The organism is Rhodococcus sp. MS16 (assembly GCF_013277795.1).
Classification (GTDB): Bacteria; Actinomycetota; Actinomycetes; order Mycobacteriales; family Mycobacteriaceae; genus Rhodococcus_F; species Rhodococcus_F globerula.
The window spans coordinates 354,778-377,519 of the sequence record NZ_VBTM01000011.1; the positions used below are offsets into that span (position 1 = coordinate 354,778).

Below are 22,742 nucleotides of genomic sequence, written 5' to 3' on the forward strand. Positions count from 1 at the left end.
ACGCGAATGGCCCCAACATGCATGGTTCTCGTCAGGGGACGCCGCGTGAACTCCCGTGCACCGCGCTTGAGCGCCCGCGAAATCGAAGTCCTGCTTACCTGGCTTCGGGCAGATTCCAAACAGGAAGTTGCGCTCGAACTGAGAGTGGGCGTCGGCACTGTCAACACGCACATCTCCCGGATCAGGACCAAGTACATCAACGTCGGGCGACCCGCGCCGACCAAAGCGGCACTGTTCGCGCGCGCCATCCAGGACGGTCACACCACTCTCGACGAATGGTGATTCAGACGGACGAAAACTCCGGCTCTCGCACCGGTTTCGGACGCAGCCACCCCGGGAACCACGACGGCTGCTTGTCCGGTGCCTGATCGAGAACACCACCGGCCGGGTCGTCGATGAACCCGTACCGCACGAGGTCTTCGTCGGGGCGGTAGATCTGGCGAAGAATGACCGCACACAGCACCAGAACCGCAATATCGCGCAGCACAACAGTTCCCGTGAACCACTGCTCGGGCAGACCCTTGTTCGAGACCCCGAGGTAGTACATCATCCGCGGAACCCACACCAACGCGTCGATGGTCATCCAGGCAAGAAGCAGTCTGCGATGCGGCAGCGCAAGAACCGCGAGCGGCACCAGCCACAGCGAATACTGCGGACTCCACACCTTGTTGGTCAGTAGGAATCCCGCGACAAGGAGGAAACACAGTTGCGCGACGCGGGGGCGTCGCTGCGCCGTCAAAGCGACGTAACCGATTCCCACGCAGACCACAGCAAAGAGAATGAACGACACGGCATTGAGATTCGACGGCGATTCACCCTGCGCCAGGGGACCGTCGAGGCCCGTCCACGACGTGAACGACGCGATCACGTTGTAGATCGAGTCCGGATCGGCGCCGCGCTCGGAGTTGAGCCGGAAGAACTCGTACCAACCGTGCGGGTAGAGCGCTGCGATCGGAAGATTCACCGCCAGCCACGCCGCGGCCGCGCTGAGCGCCGTCACCAGCCACTCACGCGTCTTGCCCGCCCGCAGGCACAGAACCAGCAGCGGGCCGAGCAACAACAGCGGATACAACTTCGCGGCGCCGCCCAGCCCCAACAAAATGCCCGCGAGGACCGGTCGCTTACGCGCCCATGCCAACAAACCGCCCATGGCAAATGCCGTCGCCAACGGATCGAAGTTGGTGAACACGTGCACGATCACGAGCGGTGAACACGCGACCAACGCGCCGTCCCACACCCGCCTGCCGGCTAAGAGCGTCGTCGCCCACACTGTCACCAACCACGCCAACGCCAAGCCGAACGCAACGACGTTGAAGTACAGGGCAACTTGAATTGCGCCCGGCAGCCACGTGATCGAATCCCACGCCTTTGCGACCTTCATGGAGCCGTACTGATAGAGCCCCGAGAGAACCGGATACTCCATGTACCGCGTCTGCACGGAACCGTCGGATCGGGTTTCCTCCCACGACTTCTTGTACGGGAACGCACCCTGATCGAGGCGCTCCGCACCGTACAGAGGAACTGTGTCCGAGTAACACAAGGCGACGTACTGGCGGGAGCCTCCCCAGTCCAGACCCAGCTGCCCCTGCTCACCGAACGGCGCCTGTTGAATACACGCAGCCTTGGTCGACCACCCCAACGCCAGGAACACGACGGCCAACAGCAAGATGACCCGCATCGGGGTGAAAAAACGGGTCCGGCCGATCAGCGCATGCCGACCGACCGGACCACCTACCGTGCCTGACAACGCAGACACCATTACATCGTTACGACTGGGAACGTCACGCCAATCTGCCGACCGCGTGTCCTCCGCCAACGGCGCAGGGGACTCGATCGCCTGCGACTCCGCATCGTCTGTCACAGAAGTCGCATCGGCATCATCTACATTGGCGGCCACTCCGCGAGGCTACCGCCTTAGCGGCCGGGACTGACACCCGCCGGAGCCTCTTCCGTCGTGGTGACGGCGCCCGGTTCCTCGGTTTCCGTGGTCGGCCTCGAGATTCCCGGAATCGGAATCGTGATGCCCGGCAGGATCTCCACGTCCGTCGTGGTCACGACAACCGGCGGCGCCGTAGTCGTACTGGGCTCTGCCGTGGTTGTCGGCGGCGCCGACGTCTTCGGAGCAGCGGGAGCCGTGTACTCGGGAACACCACCGGCCTGGCCGTTGATCTTGCCCGGCTTGGGGAAGGTCTCGTTGTCCGTACCGTCCAACGCACCGTCCATCGTGTCCTTCCAGATATCGGAAGGTAGCCCGGAACCGTAGATCAATCCGCCGTTCGAGTTGGTGATCGCCTGGCCGTCCGCGGTACCGACCCACACAGCAGTCGACAGCGACGGCGTGTAGCCGACCATCCAGGCGTCCTTGTTCTGACCGGTGTCACCGAGCTGAGCGGTACCCGTCTTCGATGCGGACAGACGTCCACCGGCCAGGTTGTGCCCACGTGAGTACGCCGCGATGGGCTGCATCGCGGCAGTCACGTTGTCCGCGACAGCCGGATCGATCCGCTGCTCACCGGTCGGCGTACCACGGTCCAGGAGAACCGTTCCGTCTGCGGCAACAACCTTCTCCACGAAGTGCGGAGCGTGGAACGTGCCTGACGCCGCGAGAGTTGCATACGCCGACGCCATATCCAGTACCCGAGACTGGTACTGACCCAACACGATTCCGTTGTTCGGGCCGGAACCGTCGGGCTCGGTCAGCGACTCGCCGATACCCGGAATGTTCTCCGGGATACCTGCCTTGTGCGCGATGTCCGCAATTTCCTGCGGTCCGTTGCCGTCGAGGCTGAGCATCTGACGGTAGAAGCTGGTGTTCAGCGAACGCTTGAGAGCCTCTGCGATGGTGCAGGTTCCACAGCTTTCACCTTCGACGTTGCCGATCGAGATGCCGTTGATCGTCAGCGGCGAGCTGTCGTACATCTGTGAGAGCGGAATTCCCTGGTCGAGCGCTGCCGCCAGACCGAACACCTTGAACGACGAACCGGTCTGCAAGCCGGCATTTGCGTAGTCGAAGCCGATTCCGTCGTCGCCGCCGTAGTACGCGCGGACGCCTCCGGTACGTGGATCGACGGAAACAACGGCGGTCCGAAGCTCCTCGTTCTCACCCTCCATATTGGTGCGCACGGCGTCCATCGCCGCGGCCTGAGCCTGCGGATCGATAGTCGTAGTGATCTGCAGGCCTTCGGTATTGAGCGACTGCTCAGTGATCCCGGCATCCGCGATCTCGCGGAGTACCTGGTTCTTGATCAGGCCCTCGGGCCCCGTTGTACCCTGACTTCCGTTCTCCACCTGGGAAAGTGGAATGAAACCTGGGTACTTCATGGGCGCACGGGCGGCTTGATCCAGCGTCCCCGCAGACACCATGCCGTCGAGCACATAGTTCCAACGCGATTCCGCGCCAGTCGGATTGGTCTCCGGATCGAGAAGCGACGGCAGCTGGATCGACGACGCCAGGACGGCGCCTTCCTCGACGGTCAGCTGGTCGACAGGCTTACCGAAATACGCGTTCGACGCGGCTTCGATGCCGTACGCACCACGACCGAAGTAAATGGTGTTCAGGTACGCGGCAAGAATGTCGTCCTTGGACCACTCGTTTGCCATCTTCGACGAGATGACAAGTTCCTTCATCTTTCGCGTCAGCGAACGCTCCGAACCGACAACCGCCGTCTTCACGTACTGCTGCGTGATCGTCGATCCACCACCCGCACTGTCTCGGCCGAGGACATTGTCACGGGCCGCGCGTGCAAAACCGGAAATCGAGAATCCGGGGTTCGTGTAGAAATCCCGGTCCTCGGCAGCAAGCACTGCGTTACGCACGTGCACCGGAATCTGATCGAGCGCCACCTCGCGACGGTTGCCTTCTTCCGGCGGAACAACGGTACTGAGCACCGAACTTCCGTCCGACGCGTAAATCGTCGCAACCTGATTGGTCGGGAGGTCGCCGGGTTTCGGTACGTCCTGCACGATGTACGCCGCCATGAAGGCCAGCACCGGCAGCACCAGGCCGAGCGCCACCAACACGTACGCCGAGCGGCGAACTGTGCGCCACTTCGACTTCTTCTTCACTGCTTTCTGTCCCTTCGGGGGCTCTCCACCATTGCCGTCGCCACCACCGGGACCGCCTGTCGGCGGCTTCGTCGGCGGGGGTCCAGCGGGCGGACGGGAACCGGCATCAGTGCGAGGCAGTGCCGCAGCGGCTGCGACGCGCTGTGTGGGTTCGGCGCCCGGTGCCGGTCGATTCTGGGGTGCGCCTTGCTGCGGACGGCCCTGCTGCGGACCTTGCGGCGGCGGGCCCATCGGGCGGCCCTGCGGCGGGCGTCCTTGCTGGGGCCCTTGCGGGGGTGGGCCCATCGGTCGGCCCTGCGGGGGCGGGCCCATCGGGCGACCCTGCTGCGGCGGGCCCATCGGGCGTCCCTGCTGAGGCGGGCGTCCTTGCGGCGGCGGGCCCATCGGGCGGCCCTGCTGCGGACCTTGAGGCGGACGGCCTTGCGGGGGGCGCCCCTGCGGCGGACCGCTCGGACCACCTGGTCCCGAGGGACGGTCGCCGGGGGTGTTGTCGGGGGAACTCACGAAATCAAATCTCCAGTGGTCATGGACCGATCACATGGGACTTCGATCGGGCCCTTTTTCGGGTGTGGCGTTACTCGCTGGCGGTGCGCCGGCTCGCAGACTGCGTTCGTCTGCTCGGTGGACGTGCTCTCCGCGGTCGCGGCGGCGCAGGCACTGCGCCGAGCACATAGGACTGCACCAAGTGGTTCCAGCTGCAGGAACGGCACACTTCTACGTCGTGCACCGTGAACTCCTCTGCTGTCTCCGCAAGCCGAGCGAGCTCGTCCGTCGTTCGGGCTGATCCCGAAACCTGGCCGAGCTTCTCGCCGAACACCCAGGACACGAGCGTCAACTGTTCCTTACGGCAGATGGGGCAGAGAACGTCACTGCCCCGGCCGTGGAACTTCGCGGCTCTGAGTAGGTAGGGATCGGCGTCGCATACCTGCTTGACGCCAGTCCTACCCGCAGACACTTCGGCCAGCACAGACCGACGCGCGAGCGCGTAGTCCACAACTTGCCGCTGTATCCGCACTTGACCAGAGTACGTGCGTCCAACCGGTCACGGACGGTTCGGGAGGGTCACGATGAACACATTTTGTGGTCCGGAGGCATGGCGACCAGCCATTACGATCACTTCCTGTGAAGTCATCCCGTTCCCCGATGACGCGTGCTCGTGATCTCGATCGCGTCGAAACGTGCAATGTGTTGGACGCCGCGTACGCCGAAGGGCAGTTGAGCGCGGAGGACTACTTCGACCGGACCGAGAAGGCGAGGTCCGCGAAGACCCTGCTCGAGCTCGCGCGCCTGGTCAACGATCTGCAGGTGCCGAAGATCGATACCACAACGGCACCTCGGACGTCGGTGACACGCAAGGCTGTGTACATCGGTGGCGCTGCTCTGATCGTCGTCGGCGCCGTCGCCGCTGTGGCCTGGAGTCGCTCACCGTTGACGCCTTCGGAACACATCACCGCCAGTTATGCCAGCAGCACTTCGCTCGCGCCACCGTTTCCGACCACCACTCTGGTGCCGGAGCCGACCGTCGAACCGATCCTGATCGCACACATCGACACGTTGACTCCAGAGGGTATCGGCGCATTTATCGAGAGGTATCGCGACGAGTTCGGCGACATGTTCATCGATGACGCCAGCTTCCACGGCGACCACTCTCTGGTGAGCCGGGCGGTCCCCGACGCTCCAGCTCTCACCGAGCCCATCAGTTTTCGCGACGGCTTCGAGCGAGATGTGACATCCATTCCGCGGCGAACGGGCCAGCCGACCTTCGACCTCGGTTCCATCCAGATCGACAAGCTCGCGCCGTACATGGTGAACATCGGCGGCTACATCAATGTGCCGGACGCCGCGATCACGCACTTGATCGTGGACGTGAACTACGGCGTACCGAAGATCAGGATCTACGGCGAGAACGGACTTGGCCACAAAGGTCGCATCGAGGTCACGCCGTGGGGCGAGATCTCTCGTTCGTACCCGTACGAGAACTAGGGTGGGTGGGTGAGCGGGGCATGACTACTAACTCTTCGCGTACGCGAGCGCGTGACGTCGATCGTTCCGATACCTGCGCTGTGTTCGATGCCGCCCTGTCCGACGGCCAGATCACGGTCGACGAGCACGCGACCCGAACGGCGTCGGCCATGACCGCGACCACGCTCGGACAGCTCGACCTATTGGTCCACGATCTGCAGAAAGCGACGCTGCGGAACGCCGTCGCGAAAGTTCGTCGTATCGACAAGATCTGGTACGTCGCGGCCGCGTCGGTTGTCCTCGCGGCCATGGTCGGCTTCCTCACCTTGTCCGCCGACGATTCGTCCCCGGCGCCGTTGCCGGTTGCAGCCCAGGGGGCCGAACCACTTGCCCCCATCGTGAGTTCGACGCTGAACACGGTCACCGCAAGCGGAATACGGGAGTTCATAACCCGGTACAACAACAAGTTCGGCACGACGGTGATCGATTCTGCGAACTTCTTCGACGACCATGCAAGCGTCACTCGCGCAGCCGCCATCTCGCCGAATTTGGAGGAGGACATCGACTTTCGAGGCGGTTTCACGACCAGCGAGGGGTCCACCTCCCGATTGGCCAGCACCACAACATTCGACCTCGCTACCGTCGACATCGACAAACTCGCCGGGTATCTGGCGGGAGCGTCGACAAATCTCAACGTCCCCGACGCCGAGATCACACACATCAGCATGAGTTCGTCGAGCCAGGATCCACGCATTTCCATCTACGCCAGCAACGACCTCGGCGCGAGCGGCTCGATGGAGTTGACCCCGGATGGCCGCCCGATCCGCTTGGCTCCCTTCACTCCTCGATAGGCCCCGGACATGCCGAACGATCTGACCAGGACCACCCGTGCTCGCAATGCCGATCGCGAGGCCACTTGCGCAGTGCTGGACTCCGCCTTCGCCGACGGGCAACTCACCGCGACCGAACACGATGAACTGACCGAACTCGCCGCGGTTGCAGTGACTCTCGGCGATCTCGAAGATTTGACGTCCGATCTGCAGACCGAAGCGTCTCTGCCTGTTCTCCGGAAAGAACCTTCGCTCGACACGCGTTGGATCGCCCTTGCGATCATCGCTCTGTCACTGGTCTCGGCTATCGGTTTCGGAATCAAATACGCCGCGTCCGACGCCACGATCTTCTCGAGCCCCGAGCCACAGTTGCACACCGTCGACGGCCTGGGTGCGATGTTCCGTGCCATCGAAACGGAGTACGGCAGCGGACTGGTCGACGAGATGACCATCTATCCCACTTACGCACGCGTAACGCGCGCCGATCCTGCCGCACCTCGCAAGGCCCTCGACAGCTACTACCGAGGCGACCTCGAGGACACGACTTCGGGAGGATCGCGCGAACCCGACGTGGCACAGATCGACGTCACACAGCTCGATCCTCGCATCGTGATCGCCCTGCTCGACGGCGCCGGAACCACGACGTCGGTGCAAAATCCGTCCACTCGGTACGTCTCTGTCGACGGCACCGAAACTGTGCCGACCATCGAGATTCACGTCCGCAACGACCTCGACGAAAGCGGGTCCCTGACCGCTGCCCTCGATGGGGAAATCATGTCGATCAACCCGTTCACCCCCTGATCTAGCCGTGACACCTTGGTACACGTATCGGGCCGCAGTATGGTTTTATATATCGGCGCGATATAGTTGGTTATCGCATCAAGCGGTTAGATCCACAGACTCGGGAGGTGTCAGTTGCTCGAACTCGCAATTCTCGGGCTACTCCTCGAGTCACCGATGCACGGATACGAGCTGCGTAAGCGGCTCACCGGTCTGCTCGGCGCATTTCGTGCGTTCTCGTACGGATCGCTGTACCCGGCACTACGGCGCATGCAGGCCGACGGCTTGATCTCGGAAGACATCGACAACACCACCGGCCCACTCAAGCGTCGGGCCCGTCGCGTCTACCAGCTCACCCCGGAAGGCCGGCAAAGGTTCACAGAATTGGTTGCCGACACGGGACCGCAGAACTACACCGACGACGGCTTCGGCGTTCACCTCGCCTTCTTCAGCCGCACCCCCGCAGAAGCGCGGATGCGGATCCTGGAAGGCAGACGACGCCAAGTCGAGGAGCGCCGCGAAGGCCTTCGCGACGCCGTCGGCCGGGCCAGCGGATCGCTGGACCGATATACCCGCCAGCTCCACCAGCTCGGACTCGAGTCGAGTGAACGCGAAGTGCGTTGGCTCAACGAATTGATCGCAGCCGAGCAATCGATACCAGGAACATCCAAGAAAGAAGGAGAGCCCGACCATGGGTGAGAACAGCACCGCGGTGCGCGTAGCAATTGTGGGCGTGGGTAACTGTGCCTCGTCCCTGGTTCAGGGCGTCCACTACTACAAGGATGCAGACGAGACCGGCACCGTTCCCGGCCTCATGCACGTCAAGTTCGGTAAGTACCACGTCCGCGACGTGCAGTTCGTCGCTGCTTTCGACGTGGACGCCAAGAAGGTCGGCTTCGACCTCTCCGAGGCAATCCTCGCCAGCGAGAACAACACCATGAAGATCGCTGACGTCCCGCCGCTCGACATCCCCGTCCAGCGCGGCCCGACACTCGACGGCATCGGCAAGTACTACGCCGAGACCATCGAACTGTCCGACGCCGAGCCCGTCGACGTAGTCCAGGCACTCAAGGACGCCAAGGTCGACGTCCTCGTGTCCTACCTGCCCGTCGGCTCCGAAGCTGCTGACAAGTTCTACGCACAGTGCTGCATCGACGCAGGCGTCGCGTTCGTCAACGCGCTTCCCGTGTTCATCGCCTCCGACCCGGAGTGGGCTGCCAAGTTCAAGGACGCCGGCGTCCCGATCGTCGGTGACGACATCAAGAGCCAGGTCGGCGCCACCATCACCCACCGCGTGATGGCGAAGCTGTTCGAAGACCGTGGCGTCGTGCTCGACCGCACGTACCAGCTCAACGTCGGCGGCAACATGGACTTCAAGAACATGCTCGAGCGCGATCGCCTGGAGTCCAAGAAGGTCTCCAAGACTCAGGCCGTCACGTCGAACCTCACCGGCTCCCTCGCCGGCAAGGTCCACGACCGCAACGTCCACATCGGCCCCTCGGACTACGTGGAGTGGCTCGACGACCGCAAGTGGGCATACGTGCGCCTCGAAGGCCGTGCTTTCGGTGACGCTCCCCTCAACCTGGAGTACAAGCTCGAGGTCTGGGATTCGCCCAACTCCGCAGGCATCATCATCGACGCCGTCCGCGCAGCCAAGATCGCCAAGGATCGCGGCATCGGCGGACCGGTTTACCCGGCATCCGCTTACCTGATGAAGTCCCCGCCGGTACAGATGGCCGACGACAAGGCTCGCACCGAGCTCGAAGCGTTCATCATCGGAGCCGATGAGGCGTAGGTCTACACCGGGCCGATGAGGCGTAGGTCTTTTCAGCTCACACGGATTCGGGGTCTTGCGCCACTGGCGCAGGGCCCCGATTTCTGTATCCCGCAGGGCGTTTCCGCAGCCGCGCGGCTGATCACGCCTGCGGATGCGGAATCGCCGCGCGGGGCCAGGTGCCGGGCTGCGTGGAATGATGGACGGTAAGGACCATCACACGAATCGAGGACCCCATGTCGATTGCGTCCCTGCCTGTTCTCGACCTCGCACTGGCGGAGAATCCCGAGACTGCCGAGCAGTTCCGGACTCAGCTCCGCGACGCGACCCACGACATGGGCTTTTTCTACCTCGTCGGCCATGGAATTCCCGACGCTTTGCAACGACGCCTCCTCACCGTCGCGCGCGAGTTCTTTGCTCTCCCCTTGGCGGAGAAACTGGCGATCGAGAATCTGCGCAGCCCGCACTTTCGTGGATACACACGCCTGGGCGGTGAACTCACCGAAGGTAAGCAGGACTGGCGTGAGCAGATCGACATCGGTGCCGAGCAACCTGCTGCAGCGCGCACAGCCACGTCGCCGGACTGGGAGATCCTGCAGGGGCCCAATCAATGGCCAGACGCCCTTCCCGAATTACGGGAAGTCGTCACCGAATGGAATGACGAACTTACCGGCGTCGCATTGCGACTGCTCCGGGAGTGGGCTGTCGCCCTGGGACAGGATCCGCACATTTTCGATGCCGCGTTTGCGAAGGATCCGTCGATCCTGATCAAAGTGGTGCGCTATCCGGGCCGACCGAAGAACGCGGGAACTCAGGGAGTCGGCGGCCACAAGGACGCCGGCGTACTGACCCTGCTGTACGTCGAACCCGGCAAAGCCGGCCTGCAGGTGGAGCACGACGGCGACTGGATCGACGCACCGCCACTCGAAGGCGCGCTGGTGGTCAACATCGGCGAACTACTCGAGGTCGCAACGGGCGGATATCTGAAAGCCACTGTGCACCGGGTTATTTCACCGGAAGGCGCGGGCGAGCGAATCTCCGTGCCGTTCTTCTTCAATCCGAACTACGCCACCCAGGTCCCGGAGTTCGATCTCCCACCGGAATTGGCGAAGCACGCTACCGGCGTCACCGTCGATGCGAACAACCCGATCCACGATTCCTATGGCGCCAATGCGCTCAAGAGTCGGCTGCGCGCACATCCCGATGTTGCGGCGCGGTGGTGGCCGGACATTGTTGCTGTGCGCCTTTAGTAACCGCCCGCGGTTAATAAAGGCGCACAGCAGAGGGCTCAGATATCCATCGCAGCTTTCCACGCGGTGTGCATGGCACCCTCGATGTAGTCGACCTCGGAGGCGTCACCGACAACACGTACGTCGGCCACCACACCTGCCAATGCGTCGGCCAGCGGCGCCTGAGCCGACACACCCGAGGCGACGACAACCATGTCGGCCGGAGCTGTCAGTGTCTTGTCACCGGAACGGAATTCGACGTGTTCCTTGGTGATTCGCTGCACCGTCGAATTGCGGTGAATGTTCACACCGACATGCTTGGCGTGGCGCACAGCGGTCCAGCGGCGCGGCATCGCCATCGGAATGCCCAACTGCTGGCCTTCTTCGATCAGCGTCACGTTGCGACCGCGCTCGGCCAGGAACTCCGCAAGTTCAAGTCCGACAAGCGAACCACCGATGACCACGACGTCCTTGCCCATAGGCAGGAACTTGCGGGTCACCGCACGAATCGCGGCGGGACTCTTGGTGATTCCGGAGAGCTTGCCCAGCTTCGCCATCGTCCGCAGGAACGGCGGAACCTGCGACGTGTCGCCGGCACCGGTCATCAAGGCGCGCAACGTATCACCGGTGTGCACGTGCGGCAGGTCGCCGCCGGGAACGGACGGACGGTCACGAACAGCGCCGGTGGCCACCACAACCACGTCGGCGCCCAGAGCCTTGATCGAAGCGACCGTGGCCTCGGTGTTCAGCCGGATATCGACGCCCAGGCGCGAGGTTTCCACCTTGAGCCAATCCAGCAGACGACCGTTGTCCGGCGTCGTGAGGCTCGAGAACCAAAGCGTGCCGCCGAGCCGATCTGCCTTGTCTACCAAAGTAACTCGATGTCCGCGTTCACTGGCGACTCGTGCCGTCTCGAGGCCACCTGGTCCGGCACCGACAATCACGACGTGCTTGGGTGTCGTCGACTTGACGAAAGGTACGAGCGCCTCGTTGCCGAGCGCCGGGTTGACAGCGCACAGCGGGGTCTCGTCCCAGAAGTTCTCCTGCACGCAGACGTAGCAATTGATGCAAGGCCGAACCCGCTCGGGTGTCCCGTCTTTGAGTTTGTTCACCAACTGTGGGTCTGCCAGGAGCTGACGGCCCATTGCGGCGAAGTCCGTGCGTCCTTCCGCGATCATCTTCTCGCCGACCTCGGGGAGCATACGTCCGACGGTGATCACGGGGATCGATATCGCCTGCTTGATTCGCGTTGCATTGTCGGTGTAATAGCCGACCTTGTCTGGCAGGGGGCCGTCTGTGAAGTTGGCAAAAGCATTCAGTGCGGTACCGGTGACGTGGATGGCGTCAGCGCCGGCCTCTTCGAACATCTTGGCGGCAGCAACAGCCTCGTCGACGGTTAGCCCGTCGGATTCGCCGTACTCTTGACCGGCCAGACGCACGATGACGGCAAGCGAACCGCCGACCTCCGCCTTGACTGCGCGAATAACTTCACAGGCCAGGCGAGCCCGATTCTCCATCGAACCGCCGTACTCGTCGCTGCGCTGATTCGTGTACCGACTCAGGAACGCTCCGAGGACGTAGTTGTGGGCGCAGTGAATCTCGACTGCGTCGCCGCCCGCCGCCTTCACCCGTCCGGCAGCCTCGGCGAACATGCGGACCAGCCAATCAAGATCTTCCTGGTCGGCCTCGTGGTAGGTCGCCCTCTTGCCCTCGTTGATGGCAGCCATCTTGCCCAGTTCTTCGGGTGTGCAATCGGCCATCGCACTCATGTCACCCGGCGGCTTCGGCATGGACGGCACCAGCTGCGGTCGGCCGTCGAGGGTGTCGATTCGCGCGACCTTGCCGTGGTGCGTCATCTGCACACACAGCTTGCTGCCGGCGTCGTGCACCGCGTCGGCCAATGCCTTGAGTCCGGGGATGAACCGGTCTTCCGAGAGCCCCGGTTCCTTGCGGCTGGTGCAGCCCAACGGATACGCAACAGCGCAGCAGCCGGTGATGATCAGCCCGGTTCCACCGGCCGCACGCGCCACGAAATGGTCGATGTCGCCCGTCTCGATTTCACCGTCTTCGCAGAGGTTCATGTCCATGGCGGGCAGAACAACGCGGTTGGGCACGGTGATGGGACCGATGGTCCCGGGTGCGAGCAAGTGCGGGAAGGTCTGGTTGCGGATCACGAGCAAACGCTAGAACCGAGAGCCGCACCTCGGGGCGCCGTTCCCGATCAACGGGATTCAACGCCGTGATCTGCGAGACAGTTAGCGATCACCTCGAGTGCATATTCCAGGTCGCGTGCGTCCACTCTGCCGTATCCGATCACGAGTCCGCCCGGGTTTTTGTGACTGCGCGCAGACTCCGTCAGAGTCGGTACCTCCACTCCGTATTCGAGCGCATGACGTGCGACGGTCTCGGCCAGATCCGCATCCAACACCAGCGTCGTGTGCATGCCGGCTCCCAGCCCGCGCAGTTCCCCGAAGCGGGACAGCGCAGCGTGTACCAACCGATCGCGCTCCCGATATCGCCGACGCGCAGCCCGTACCGTTCTGTCCCATTCACCGTCCCGCAGGAGTGAAAGCAGAGCCCGTTGCAGCGGAAGAGACGGGAAATCCCCGATGCGAACCCGATGCGCCGCAATTCGACGGGCAAGCTCTTCCGGCGCAACCAACCAACCCAGCCGAATTCCGGCGCCGAGCGTCTTGGCGACCGTACCCAGATACACCACCCGATCCGGCGCGAGTTGCGCCAGCGCTGGCAAAGGCGCTACGTCGTAACGGAATTCGGAGTCGTAGTCGTCCTCGAAGAGGAGGACGTCCCGAGCCCGCGCAAAGTCGATCAACTGATTTCGCCGACTCACCGGCAAAAGTCCACCGGTCGGATACTGATGTGACGGGGTCACGTACACACCACGAACATTCCGGGGCGCCGATTCCAGCTCGTCGACGCAAAGTCCGTGTGCATCTACCGGCACGTCGAGCAGTGACCATCCGGTGGCAAGCGCCGCCGTCGACGCGCTTCGATAGCCCGGATCTTCCATTGCCAGTACAGCGTTGGGGGAGCGCAGCGCTGACAACGCCAGTCCGAGGCCGTGTGTAGCCCCGGAGGTAATGACGATGCGCTCGGGTTCGACGGCCATGCCGCGAGCCCGGCCCAACAGTTGCGACAGCGCAGAGCGCAATTCGACGTCGCCCGCCGGGTCAGGATCTCCGAAAGGTGGTGGCATGGAACCGACATCTCGCCAGGCCCGACGCCAGGCCGCACTCGCCCGCGGCGGAGTCCACGGCACTCCGGGGCGCAATTGAACCTGCGGCGGTGCGGGAGCGACTACCTTTGTAGGCTTGGGAGTAGACAGCACAACGGATGAAGGAGCTTCGGCCACAAAGGTTCCCGAGCCGCGCACCGCTACGAGCCAGCCCTCGGCAATCAGTTGCTCGTAGGCTCGTTCCACCACGGCGCGGGCAACACCGAGCTCAGCAGCCAGTTTCCGCGAACTCGGCAGCCGCAATCCCACAACAGCCGATCCACCGCGAATGTCTGCTCGCAGGTGATCGGCAACCTGGATCGGCAAAGGTCGCCGATCGGTCCGGTCGAGCACCACCGCTACCGCCGAGGGCAGAAGCATCGTTTCCCTTTCCCTAAGTGGCCTACCAAAGTGCCCACAAATTGGACCATGACGCAAAGCCACTTGGCTAGGAGTATTGCTCACATGACACACACCGTCGCACTCGCCCCACTGTCCCCAACAGCACGTACAACCCATAAGCGCGCGCGTCATCACGGTGTCACCGATCGAGCAGCGCTCTTCGACGTCCTGCGCTCCGCCAAGCTGTGCCACTTGGGCGTGTCCACCGACGGTGTGCCCCTCGTGCTGCCGACCGCATACGGATTTGATCCCGAGGGCCCGGATCAAGACGGTACCCTCTACCTGCACGGTTCGGTAGCGTCACGTAGCCTCGCACCCGACAGCGAGATCTGCGTAACCGTCACCGTGCTCGACGGACTTGTTCTGGCGCGCTCCGGTTTTCACCATTCGATGAACTACCGCAGCGCCGTGATTCTCGGTCGACCCCGGATCGTCACGGACCCGGACGAACGGCTCAGTGCACTGAATTTGATTGTCGATCAAGTAGTTCCCGACCGTTCCGGACACCTGCGGGCGTCAACACGCAAGGAACTGGCGGCAACAGTGGTGCTTGCACTGCCCCTGTTCGAGGCGTCGGTGAAGGCACGCACCGGCGGCCCCGGCGACGACGAATCAGATATCGGTGTCGAAAAGGTCTGGGCGGGTGTCATTCCGGCATCCGTACAGTTCGGTGAACCCATCCGAGCCGAAGACCTCGATGCGGATATCACGCTGCCGGAACATGTCTCGGCAATGATGTAGCCGAAGCAACGCTACCGCGGGATCGGCGGCGACAACGGCGGGCGAATATCCAGACCATTAGGTCGCGGCTCGGAAGTCACCGGCGTGGCCGATCCGGACTCGTCCTGCTTGTCCTCGCCCCGGTTCCCCAGGAACGGACGAACCAGGTCGAGGGGCAGCGGGAATACGACGGTCGAATTGTTCTCGGCGCCAATAGCGTGCAACGTCTGCAGGTAACGCAATTGCAGGGTGGTCGGGTTGCGGCTGATCACGTCGGCTGCGTCGGCGAGCGTAGCCGACGCCTGGAATTCGGCTTGCGCGTTGATGATCTTGGCTCGCCGTTCTCGTTCGGCCTCCGCTTGACGGGCGATGGCGCGCTGCATATTGGCTGGAATCTCGACGTCCTTGATCTCCACCGTGGTGACCTTGACTCCCCACGGTTCCGTCTGTTGATCGATCACTTTCTGCAGGTCTTCGTTGAGACGTTCACGTTCGGAGAGCAAGGCGTCGAGGTCGGCCTTGCCGAGGATCGACCGCAGAGTTGTCTGCGCAATCTGCGACGTAGCTGCCAGGAAATCTTCGACCTCGACGATTGCGCGATCGGCATCGACCACTCGGAAATAGGTGACGGCTGTGACTTTTGCCGGCACGTTGTCGCGCGTAATGACTTCCTGCACCGGAATTTTCAGTGTCACGGTCCGTAGGCCGACCCGCTCCATCCGATCAATTGCCGGAATGAGGATTACCAGACCCGGCCCCTTCAACGCGATCAACCGTCCGAGCCGGAACACCACTGCACGCTCGTACTCTCGCAAGACCCGAATCGACATGCCGACCAGCGTCACGAGAAGCAGAACAACGATGCACAGGGAAATGAGAATGGTGGTCATAGCAACTCCCACGGTTCACGACGGCGCACTGTCAGGGTCAGACCCCGGACCTGCTCCACTACGACAGGATCGCCGGCCTTCGGAACAGAATCGTCACTGAACCCGAAATCCATTCGGGCGTTCCACAATCCACCCGCAGCCTCGACCTGTCCGCGCGAGCCGTCCCAACTGCGAACCGTCGCATCGGATCCGATCAGCGATTCCACTCCGGTGCGCACGGGCGCATGCCGGGCGGTCAGAACTTTCCGGCTCGCCACCGCGGTAACACCCAGGCCGACCACTGCAACCCCTGCCGTCACCGGAATTGCAATCACCTGGCCCGCATCGCCGGAGGTGAAGAGCAACCAGACACCCGCCCCGATCAGGAGCGCACCAAGACCGCCGAGCACCCCCGCAGTCGGGGCATGTGCCTCGACCACCATCAACAAGACACCCAACAGCAGGGCCGCGATACCCAATGTCGTCATCACTCGTCTCCACGCTCACGAGGACTCGGTCGCGTCGCGTAGCCATCGTGCGATCGGGCCCTCGACATCAACGGTAATCACGTTTGTCCGGATCTGCCACAACCTGAAGTGATCCACGTGACAGATACCGGACGGTCTGCCATTGTGAAGGGATGCGGCGGCGCGTGGGTGAGAGTTGGTCCACGCGACCAGTCTCAGGGGTAACCCCTGGGTCGGCCAGAAGAATTGGATACTGCGTCCGACGGCATTCGGCACGCTCCGCGTGCTCCCCGCCGCCCCGGACAAAGGATTTGGTCACCCCGCGCCGCCGCATCCCGGATATACATCATGAGTGACTTCGAACTCGACGCCGAATTGGCGCGTCGGCTGGCAGACGCAGCCGACGACGCACCGTGGACCGTCGGCGGCCTCGAAGAGGCATTCGCAACCGTCTTCGGTGTTTCCCCGACACTCCTGGCGGTCCGAGTCCTCGATCTCATGCCCGCCCCACCGTTCGAACCGCAGACTCTGTACCGATTGCTTCGCGAACTACCTCGCCTGCGGCCTGTTCCTCTCTCACTGGACACCAATGAATCTTCGGTGTGGCGGTTCGACGTTCCCCGCTACAACACCAGTGCCGACCTGGCCCGCTCCCTCGATCTCACAATCTCGGAACTCGAGTGGTTCGCCGATCGAGGTGAATGGCTACGCACGAAACCTCTCCCGCTGCGCCACTACCGGCCCATGCAGATCAGCAAGAAGGCCGGCGCTCGACTACTCGAGATACCCAAACCAAGGCTGCGCGAAATTCAGCGGAAGATCCTGCGCCGCATACTCGATCAAGTACCAGCACACGAGGCGGCACACGGATTTGTCCGTGGTCGAAGTCCCTTGACATTTGCAGCGCCGCACGCACTGTCGGAAATCGTGATCGGTGTGGACCTCGCTCAGTTCTTCCCGTCCATCACCGGCGACCGTGTTCACGCGATCTTCACCGCCCTCGGCTACCCGCCCGCCGTCGCGGAAGTTCTCACCGGATTGTGCACTGTTGCAACGCCTGCCGATACCCTGCGCGGAGTGCCATACGCACAGGCGTCACAGTTGCGAACGGCGCACCTGCCTCAGGGTGCGCCGACGTCGCCTGCGCTCGCGAATCTTGTAGCGCGGGGGCTCGATATCCGGTTGAGTGGGCTGGCGAAGACGAACTGGCTCACCTACACCCGCTACGCCGACGACCTCGCATTTTCCGGAATCGAAGTGACTGACATCGGCACCCTCCTGTGGACGGTCGAACAGATCGCCGGAGACGAAGGGTTCGCCGTCCATCCACGGAAGACAAAAGTGATGCGTCCGCACCGACGCCAGCACCTCACCGGCCTGGTCATCAACAACCAACCGTCGTATCCGCGTGACGAATACGACCGATTGCGCGCCCTGCTCCACAACGCCGCCAATACCTCTGCCCAGGAACAGAATCGAGAGGGAGTCGCGAACTTTCGCGCTCACATCTACGGCCGGATCGCGCACATCGGCGAAACCAGCCCTACGCGCCGACGCACGTTATTGCGGTTGGCCGACCGTGTCGATTGGGGCGCCGAGATTCTCGAGTCGGACTGACCCATGAGTTTCAGCGATTCGCGACCAACTCGGCGGCCGAGGCCAGAGGGACAATCGGATACAGCGGCGGCTCGTCCTCGGGCACCAGGGCGGTCGGCCCGTAAATCCAGTCGGTATAGGTGTAGTCCTGTGTGCCGCGGGCTCGCAGCAACAGATTTCGCTGCTGCCGTTCCTCTCCGTCGAGGTGCCACAACTCGCCCCAGACGCGTGCCGTCGTCAGTACCCGGCGGCAGTGCTCAGGGCGAACGGCCTCATAGGCCGCGAGGGCTGCGTCCCAGTCGATCACGCCGTCGGCACTCCGCAGACGGGCAACATGTTCGGCGAGCACCCAGCCGTCTTCGATCGCCATGATCGCGCCCTGTGCCATGTACTGCAACGGCGGGTGTGCCGCATCGCCGAGCAAAGCGATCCGGCCCGAAACCCACGTCATGATCGGGTCTCGGTCGTACATCCGCCACCACTTGTCACGCCACATGAACGGGATACCCTCGCGCACCTCCGAACAAGAATCAGCGAATGCCGCGTCGAGTTCGTCAGGTGTGCCCCAGTCCTCCTCACCTGCAATTGCTTTGGGTGACTCGAAGACGGCAACCTGGTTGAGCATCTCGCCGCCGCGCAGACCGTAGTGCACAAAGTGATGCCCCGGCCCGACGTAGACCACGACCTCCGACAGATCGACGGGGCGGTCGGCCAAATCCGCCACCGGCACCGTGCCACGGTAAGCGACGTAGGCGGACGACACAGGTTCGTCGTCGATCAACAGTTTGCGTGCAACCGAGTGCAGACCGTCAGCCGCGATGACCACACCGGCCTCGTGCACTTCACCACTCGAAAGACGCACCTGCGCACCGGTATCGGCGTTTTCGTAGGCAACGGCCTTGGCGTCGGTGACAAGTTCGACTCCGGCACGCTCGCACGCACGCAGGAACAGTCCGTGCAAGTCGCTGCGGTGGATGACCAGGTACGGAAACCCGTACCGGCGTTCGAGATCGGTCAGGTCCAGCTTCGTCAGCTCCGACGCGTCAACGGCATCACGCATCACCATCGACGTGGGCACAACCCCAAGGCTTTTGGCCTCGTCCAGTAGGCCGTACTCGTTCAAGATGCGGGTGCAGTTCGGTGCGAGCTGCAGGCCGGCGCCGACCTCACCGAACTCGGCGGACCGCTCGAGCACTCGCACGGTAAGACCCTGGCGCGTCAGGGCAAATGCAGCGCTGAGGCCGCCGATGCCGCCACCGACAACAATGACGTCAGGTGTGTTCATGATTGCTCCGTTCACAGCCACGCCGGCAGTACCGGCACGGGAGATCCGTCAGTGGTCGACAGATCGTGAGGGCGGCCGCTCAGATAGGCGACCAGGTCGGCAAGCGGACCGGCGATGCCAACCGGTGCATCCGCGCCGGGGAGGTCCCAGGCCACCGAAGCGTCGGTGGCTTCGATCCGAAGCGCCACGCCGGGCACCGCGCCGCGCTTGCCCACGATGTCATTGCCAAGTGCCACAAGGAAATCGGACGGAAGATCGGCGAAGGTGACGCCCGTACCGAGATCAACAGCATGGACGCACACCTCCCGCGCCCGCATCCACGGGATCTCCGTGGCTGGGACGGTCCGACCCTGGGCCGTCACGATCAGCTGGGTCCACTGCTCATCGGAGAGTGACCCCATAGCAGCGTCGAGCTTCTCGGCCGAGGACCGCGGCCACGCAAGCAGAGTGGCCGCCGGCAACTGGGAACCTTCCTCGATCCCACGGGCGCGGGCGTCGGAGGAGGCGTACATCGGTGTCTCCTCGCCGGTTTCGGCCCAATGAACGAGGTTGCCGAGCGCTTCGGCGTTGGCGGCGACGTGGGCGAGGAGGTGGCGCCGACTCCAGCCCGGAAGGCCAGACGGCGCAGCCACACCGGCGTCGTCGAGTCCGTCGACGCCGCTCAGGAACAGCTGCGTTCCGTGCTCCATCCAGCGCCGGGCGTCAGTCATTCCTTCACTACCTTGTTGGTGCACGCACCGAGGCCCGAGATAGCGGTCACGACGGTCTCGCCGCCGAGCAGGTAGACCTTCGGATCGCGGGCATGACCCACGCCTGCGGGTGTTCCGGTTGCGATCATGTCGCCCGGGTTGAGGCGCGTGATGGTCGAGATGTACTTCACGAGCGTGATCGGATCGAAAAGCAGTGTGCCGGTGTCGTCACGCTGCATGACCTCACCGTCGACGGTTGTCGTGACCTCGAGAGCCGGGCGGACTCCGCCGACCTCGTCCGGCGTCACGAGGAACGGACCGACCGGAGTCGTGGAATCCCAGATCTTGCCCTGGGTCCACTCGATCGTGCGGAACTGCCAGTCGCGCACCGACACATCGTTCATGACGGTGAAACCGGCAATCGCAGCCTCGGCCTGAGCATCGTCGGCGCGGCGCACCTGCTTGCCGATGACGATGACCAGCTCGACCTCCCAGTCGAAGGCCCCGGTCTCGTCGGGCCGGACGATATCGTCGTTCGCGCCGATCAGGCTGTCGGCGAACTTCGGGAACAGCGTCGGATACGACGGGAGCTCGCGGCCCATCTCCTTGATGTGATTCGTGTAGTTGTGACCGACGCAAATGACCTTCGACGGCTGCGGCACTACCGGCGCGAAGTCGGCACCTTCGAGCGGGTACGTGGTGGCATCGTCGGCGGACACAGCTTCTGCACGACGTTTCCAATCCTCATGGGCAAGAAAGATTCCCAGATCGCTCTCACCGAGGTCGACCAGGCGGTCGCCGTCGAGCTTGACTGCGCGCGTCGCTGCGCCGGTGCGAATTGTCGTGAGCCTCATCGTGAAATCTCCATTCGGTTGAGCTGCAGTGCTTCGAAGACGGGGGCGTCGCCGAAGCGGAAAAGGTCGAGTGCGCCGGAATCCGAGTCCGTCATTCCCGCTTCGGATTTCGCGGAGAACGGCGTCCAGGACGGAACGACGAACAGGTCGCCGCGCGTCACTGTCCAGGTCCGGTCACCAACCGTCACCGTGCCGGAACCGTCGAACACCTGGTAGACGCTCGAACCGGTCTCCTTCACCGGAGCGGTTTCGGCGCCGCGGACGATGCGGTGGAACTCGGTGCGCATCGTCGGCAGGACGTCGCCGCCGGTGTGCGGGTTGGTGTAGCGAACCGCCGCGTGGCCGGGTTCGACTGTGCCGCCGTAACCTTCGGTTTCGATCGCGAGCTGATCGCGCAGTGCGCGGTCGGTGAACTCCCACTTGTACGAGAGCAGTGGGCTGCCGGGAGCGACCTGCGTGGCACTGAGCGGGCGCAGTCCGGGGTGACCCCACAACCGTTCGGACCGGGAGCGCTCGGGAGTGATGCGCTCGGCGTCACTGATCTCGTCGCGGCCGAACTCGAAGAACTGCGCTTCCGTCAGGTACTGGAACGGGATGTCCAGGCCGTCGATCCACGCCATCGGCTTGTCGGTGGCGTTGTGGTGGGCGTGCCAGTTCCAGCCCGCCTGCGGCAGGAAATCGCCGCGGTTCATCGAGACGGCGTCACCGCCGACGACCGTCCAGACGCCGGAGCCTTCGACGACAAATCGGAATGCGTGCTGGGTGTGGCGGTGCTCGGGAGCATCTTCGCCCGGCATCAAGTACTGGATCGCCGCCCACAAGGTGGGGGTGGCGAAGGGTCGGCCACCCAGCGACGGGTTTGCCAGCGCAATCGCACGACGCTCACCACCGCGGCCGACCGGGACGATCTCGCCGGCTTGCTCCGCAAGGCGTACCAGGTTCTCCCATTTCCACAGGTGCGGGACAGCGCGCGAGCGCGGATGAGCCGGCATGAGATCGCCGATCTCAGTCCACAACGGCACCAACAGTTCTGACTCGAAGCCGCGGTAAAGCTCCTCGAGCGCTGGGGTCACATCCGGCTGGCCTGGCGCGTCGACGGCGTGGAGCCGGACGGGGGAGTCGGTCGAAGTCATGACATAAGAGTGACTGGATTATTCAAGACAGAACACTAGATTCTGCTATACAGAATTATGGAGAAACCACAGAAGACCCCGCCGGCGTATGCGATCGCCAGCGTCGACCATGCACTGAGATTGGCGACAATCCTGCAACTGGAGGGAAACCTGACCGTCGCGGAAGCGGCAGAGCGACTCGGGGTCGCCAGATCGACAGCACACCGGCTACTGCAAATGCTGGTCTACCGGGACTTCGCGGTGCAGCACCCCGGCCGTCAGTACGGCGCCGGACCAGTCCTGGAACTGGCCGAACACTCACGCTCCGCGACCTCGTTGCTTCGATCGGCCGCGCTGCCGCACATGGAACTCCTGGTCCAGGCGGTCGGAGAGTCTGCCAATCTGACCATTCGCACCGGCGTCGAGGCCCGGTTCATCGTCTCGGTGGAGTCCGCCCAGGTACTGCGCGTCGGATCACGCGAGGGCATGGTCTTTCCGGCACACCGCCTTTCCGGCGGGTTGTTATTGCTCGCCGAACTCTCCGCCGACGAACTGGGCCAGGCCTACGAGAGCAGGTCAGACGCGGATGTGACCGACCAGCCGGACCTGCCGAAACTACGTACCGAGCTGGCGCGGATCCACAAGCAAGGGTTTGCGGTCAACCAGGGCCGCTCCGAGCGCGGTGTCGTGGCCGTCGGAGTACCGGTGCGTGATGCCAACGGCAAAGCCCTTGCCGGACTGTCTGTTTCAATCCCCTCCGTGCGCTACGACCGGCAGCAGCTGCCGTCCCTGGTAGCGACCCTGCGCATGGCTGCCGATCGCATCGAGGCGGACCTGGCTCACTGAACATCAATTTGGTGCATGTTTCTCTAT

21 protein-coding genes are annotated in these 22,742 nt (G+C 63.4%); 10 read left to right on the forward strand and 11 right to left on the reverse strand.

The window, feature by feature from the left end; translation table 11 throughout:
- Positions 1 to 45 precede the first annotated feature (45 nt).
- The gene (locus FEZ60_RS24255) at positions 46 to 282 is read left to right on the forward strand and encodes a LuxR C-terminal-related transcriptional regulator (protein WP_346343403.1); all 237 of its coding nucleotides are present in this window, start codon (positions 46 to 48) and stop codon (positions 280 to 282) included.
- A 1-nt stretch (position 283) separates the two neighbouring features.
- On the opposite strand, the gene FEZ60_RS24260 is transcribed toward FEZ60_RS24255, so the two are convergent.
- The 3 genes from FEZ60_RS24260 to FEZ60_RS24270 form a co-directional block, all read right to left on the reverse strand.
- Entirely contained in the window at positions 284 to 1,759 is a 1,476-nt protein-coding gene (locus FEZ60_RS24260; RefSeq protein WP_242484806.1) for a glycosyltransferase 87 family protein, read from the reverse strand.
- Positions 1,760 to 1,914: 155 nt separating this feature from the next.
- Positions 1,915 to 4,065: a transglycosylase domain-containing protein gene (locus tag FEZ60_RS24265; RefSeq protein ID WP_033237093.1), complete on the reverse strand. Its 2,151-nt coding sequence runs from the start codon at positions 4,063 to 4,065 to the stop codon at positions 1,915 to 1,917.
- Positions 4,066 to 4,639: 574 nt separating this feature from the next.
- Entirely contained in the window at positions 4,640 to 5,080 is a 441-nt protein-coding gene (locus tag FEZ60_RS24270; RefSeq protein ID WP_072782680.1) for a DUF5318 family protein, read from the reverse strand.
- A 128-nt stretch (positions 5,081 to 5,208) separates the two neighbouring features.
- On the opposite strand from FEZ60_RS24270, the gene FEZ60_RS24275 reads away from it, so the two are divergent.
- From FEZ60_RS24275 to FEZ60_RS24300, 6 genes are all read left to right on the forward strand, one after another.
- Positions 5,209 to 6,048 carry a DUF1707 domain-containing protein gene (locus tag FEZ60_RS24275; RefSeq protein ID WP_172937242.1) on the forward strand — a complete coding sequence of 280 codons (840 nt, stop codon included), beginning with the start codon at positions 5,209 to 5,211 and terminating at the stop codon, positions 6,046 to 6,048.
- A 20-nt stretch (positions 6,049 to 6,068) separates the two neighbouring features.
- Positions 6,069 to 6,878 (forward strand): DUF1707 domain-containing protein, encoded by an 810-nt coding sequence (locus tag FEZ60_RS24280; protein WP_172937190.1) that lies wholly within the window; start codon positions 6,069 to 6,071, stop codon positions 6,876 to 6,878.
- A gap of 9 nt (positions 6,879 to 6,887) precedes the next feature.
- Positions 6,888 to 7,658 (forward strand): DUF1707 domain-containing protein, encoded by a 771-nt coding sequence (locus tag FEZ60_RS24285; RefSeq protein ID WP_045065885.1) that lies wholly within the window; start codon positions 6,888 to 6,890, stop codon positions 7,656 to 7,658.
- A 114-nt stretch (positions 7,659 to 7,772) separates the two neighbouring features.
- The gene (locus FEZ60_RS24290; protein ID WP_033237088.1) at positions 7,773 to 8,336 is read left to right on the forward strand and encodes a PadR family transcriptional regulator; all 564 of its coding nucleotides are present in this window, start codon (positions 7,773 to 7,775) and stop codon (positions 8,334 to 8,336) included.
- Positions 8,329 to 9,432, forward strand: a complete 1,104-nt coding sequence (locus tag FEZ60_RS24295) for an inositol-3-phosphate synthase (protein ID WP_033237087.1) — start codon at positions 8,329 to 8,331, stop codon at positions 9,430 to 9,432. Before FEZ60_RS24290 ends, FEZ60_RS24295 begins: the two co-directional genes overlap by 8 nt.
- Positions 9,433 to 9,647: 215 nt before the next feature.
- On the forward strand, positions 9,648 to 10,661 hold the full coding sequence (locus tag FEZ60_RS24300; protein ID WP_172937191.1) for an isopenicillin N synthase family oxygenase: 1,014 nt from the start codon (positions 9,648 to 9,650) through the stop codon (positions 10,659 to 10,661).
- 38 nt (positions 10,662 to 10,699) lie between these two features.
- Here FEZ60_RS24300 and FEZ60_RS24305 read toward each other — a convergent pair whose 3' ends face one another.
- The gene (locus tag FEZ60_RS24305; RefSeq protein ID WP_172937192.1) at positions 10,700 to 12,820 is read right to left on the reverse strand and encodes an NAD(P)/FAD-dependent oxidoreductase; all 2,121 of its coding nucleotides are present in this window, start codon (positions 12,818 to 12,820) and stop codon (positions 10,700 to 10,702) included.
- A 41-nt stretch (positions 12,821 to 12,861) separates the two neighbouring features.
- Positions 12,862 to 14,256 carry a PLP-dependent aminotransferase family protein gene (locus tag FEZ60_RS24310; protein WP_045065893.1) on the reverse strand — a complete coding sequence of 465 codons (1,395 nt, stop codon included), beginning with the start codon at positions 14,254 to 14,256 and terminating at the stop codon, positions 12,862 to 12,864.
- Positions 14,257 to 14,340: 84 nt separating this feature from the next.
- On the opposite strand from FEZ60_RS24310, the gene FEZ60_RS24315 reads away from it, so the two are divergent.
- Positions 14,341 to 15,018, forward strand: a complete 678-nt coding sequence (locus tag FEZ60_RS24315) for a pyridoxamine 5'-phosphate oxidase family protein (RefSeq protein WP_116104653.1) — start codon at positions 14,341 to 14,343, stop codon at positions 15,016 to 15,018.
- Between the two features lie 11 nt (positions 15,019 to 15,029).
- Here the strand turns inward: FEZ60_RS24315 and FEZ60_RS24320 are convergent, their stop codons facing one another.
- Together FEZ60_RS24320 and FEZ60_RS24325 are read right to left on the reverse strand one after the other, a co-directional pair.
- Positions 15,030 to 15,887, reverse strand: a complete 858-nt coding sequence (locus tag FEZ60_RS24320) for a slipin family protein (protein ID WP_080711885.1) — start codon at positions 15,885 to 15,887, stop codon at positions 15,030 to 15,032.
- Entirely contained in the window at positions 15,884 to 16,354 is a 471-nt protein-coding gene (locus FEZ60_RS24325) for an NfeD family protein (protein WP_033237083.1), read from the reverse strand. The genes FEZ60_RS24320 and FEZ60_RS24325 overlap by 4 nt, the downstream gene beginning before the upstream one ends.
- A 327-nt stretch (positions 16,355 to 16,681) precedes the next feature.
- Here FEZ60_RS24325 and FEZ60_RS24330 point away from each other — a divergent pair, with 327 nt between their 5' ends.
- Positions 16,682 to 17,950, forward strand: coding sequence for a reverse transcriptase family protein (locus FEZ60_RS24330; protein ID WP_172937193.1), 1,269 nt, complete (start codon positions 16,682 to 16,684; stop codon positions 17,948 to 17,950).
- 10 nt (positions 17,951 to 17,960) lie between these two features.
- Here the strand turns inward: FEZ60_RS24330 and FEZ60_RS24335 are convergent, their stop codons facing one another.
- From FEZ60_RS24335 to FEZ60_RS24350, 4 genes are read right to left on the reverse strand one after another with little or no spacing between them, the layout of a single operon-like run.
- Complete coding sequence (locus FEZ60_RS24335) at positions 17,961 to 19,214, reverse strand: FAD-dependent oxidoreductase (protein WP_172937194.1); 1,254 nt, start codon at positions 19,212 to 19,214, stop codon at positions 17,961 to 17,963.
- Between the two features lie 11 nt (positions 19,215 to 19,225).
- Complete coding sequence (locus FEZ60_RS24340; RefSeq protein ID WP_172937195.1) at positions 19,226 to 19,924, reverse strand: maleylpyruvate isomerase family mycothiol-dependent enzyme; 699 nt, start codon at positions 19,922 to 19,924, stop codon at positions 19,226 to 19,228.
- Positions 19,921 to 20,757: a fumarylacetoacetate hydrolase family protein gene (locus FEZ60_RS24345; protein ID WP_172937196.1), complete on the reverse strand. Its 837-nt coding sequence runs from the start codon at positions 20,755 to 20,757 to the stop codon at positions 19,921 to 19,923. The genes FEZ60_RS24340 and FEZ60_RS24345 overlap by 4 nt, the downstream gene beginning before the upstream one ends.
- Positions 20,754 to 21,890, reverse strand: coding sequence for a cupin domain-containing protein (locus FEZ60_RS24350; protein ID WP_172937197.1), 1,137 nt, complete (start codon positions 21,888 to 21,890; stop codon positions 20,754 to 20,756). The genes FEZ60_RS24345 and FEZ60_RS24350 overlap by 4 nt, the downstream gene beginning before the upstream one ends.
- A 57-nt stretch (positions 21,891 to 21,947) precedes the next feature.
- Between FEZ60_RS24350 and FEZ60_RS24355 the strand changes: the two genes are divergently transcribed.
- Entirely contained in the window at positions 21,948 to 22,715 is a 768-nt protein-coding gene (locus FEZ60_RS24355) for an IclR family transcriptional regulator (protein WP_092805019.1), read from the forward strand.
- Positions 22,716 to 22,742: the final 27 nt, after the last annotated feature.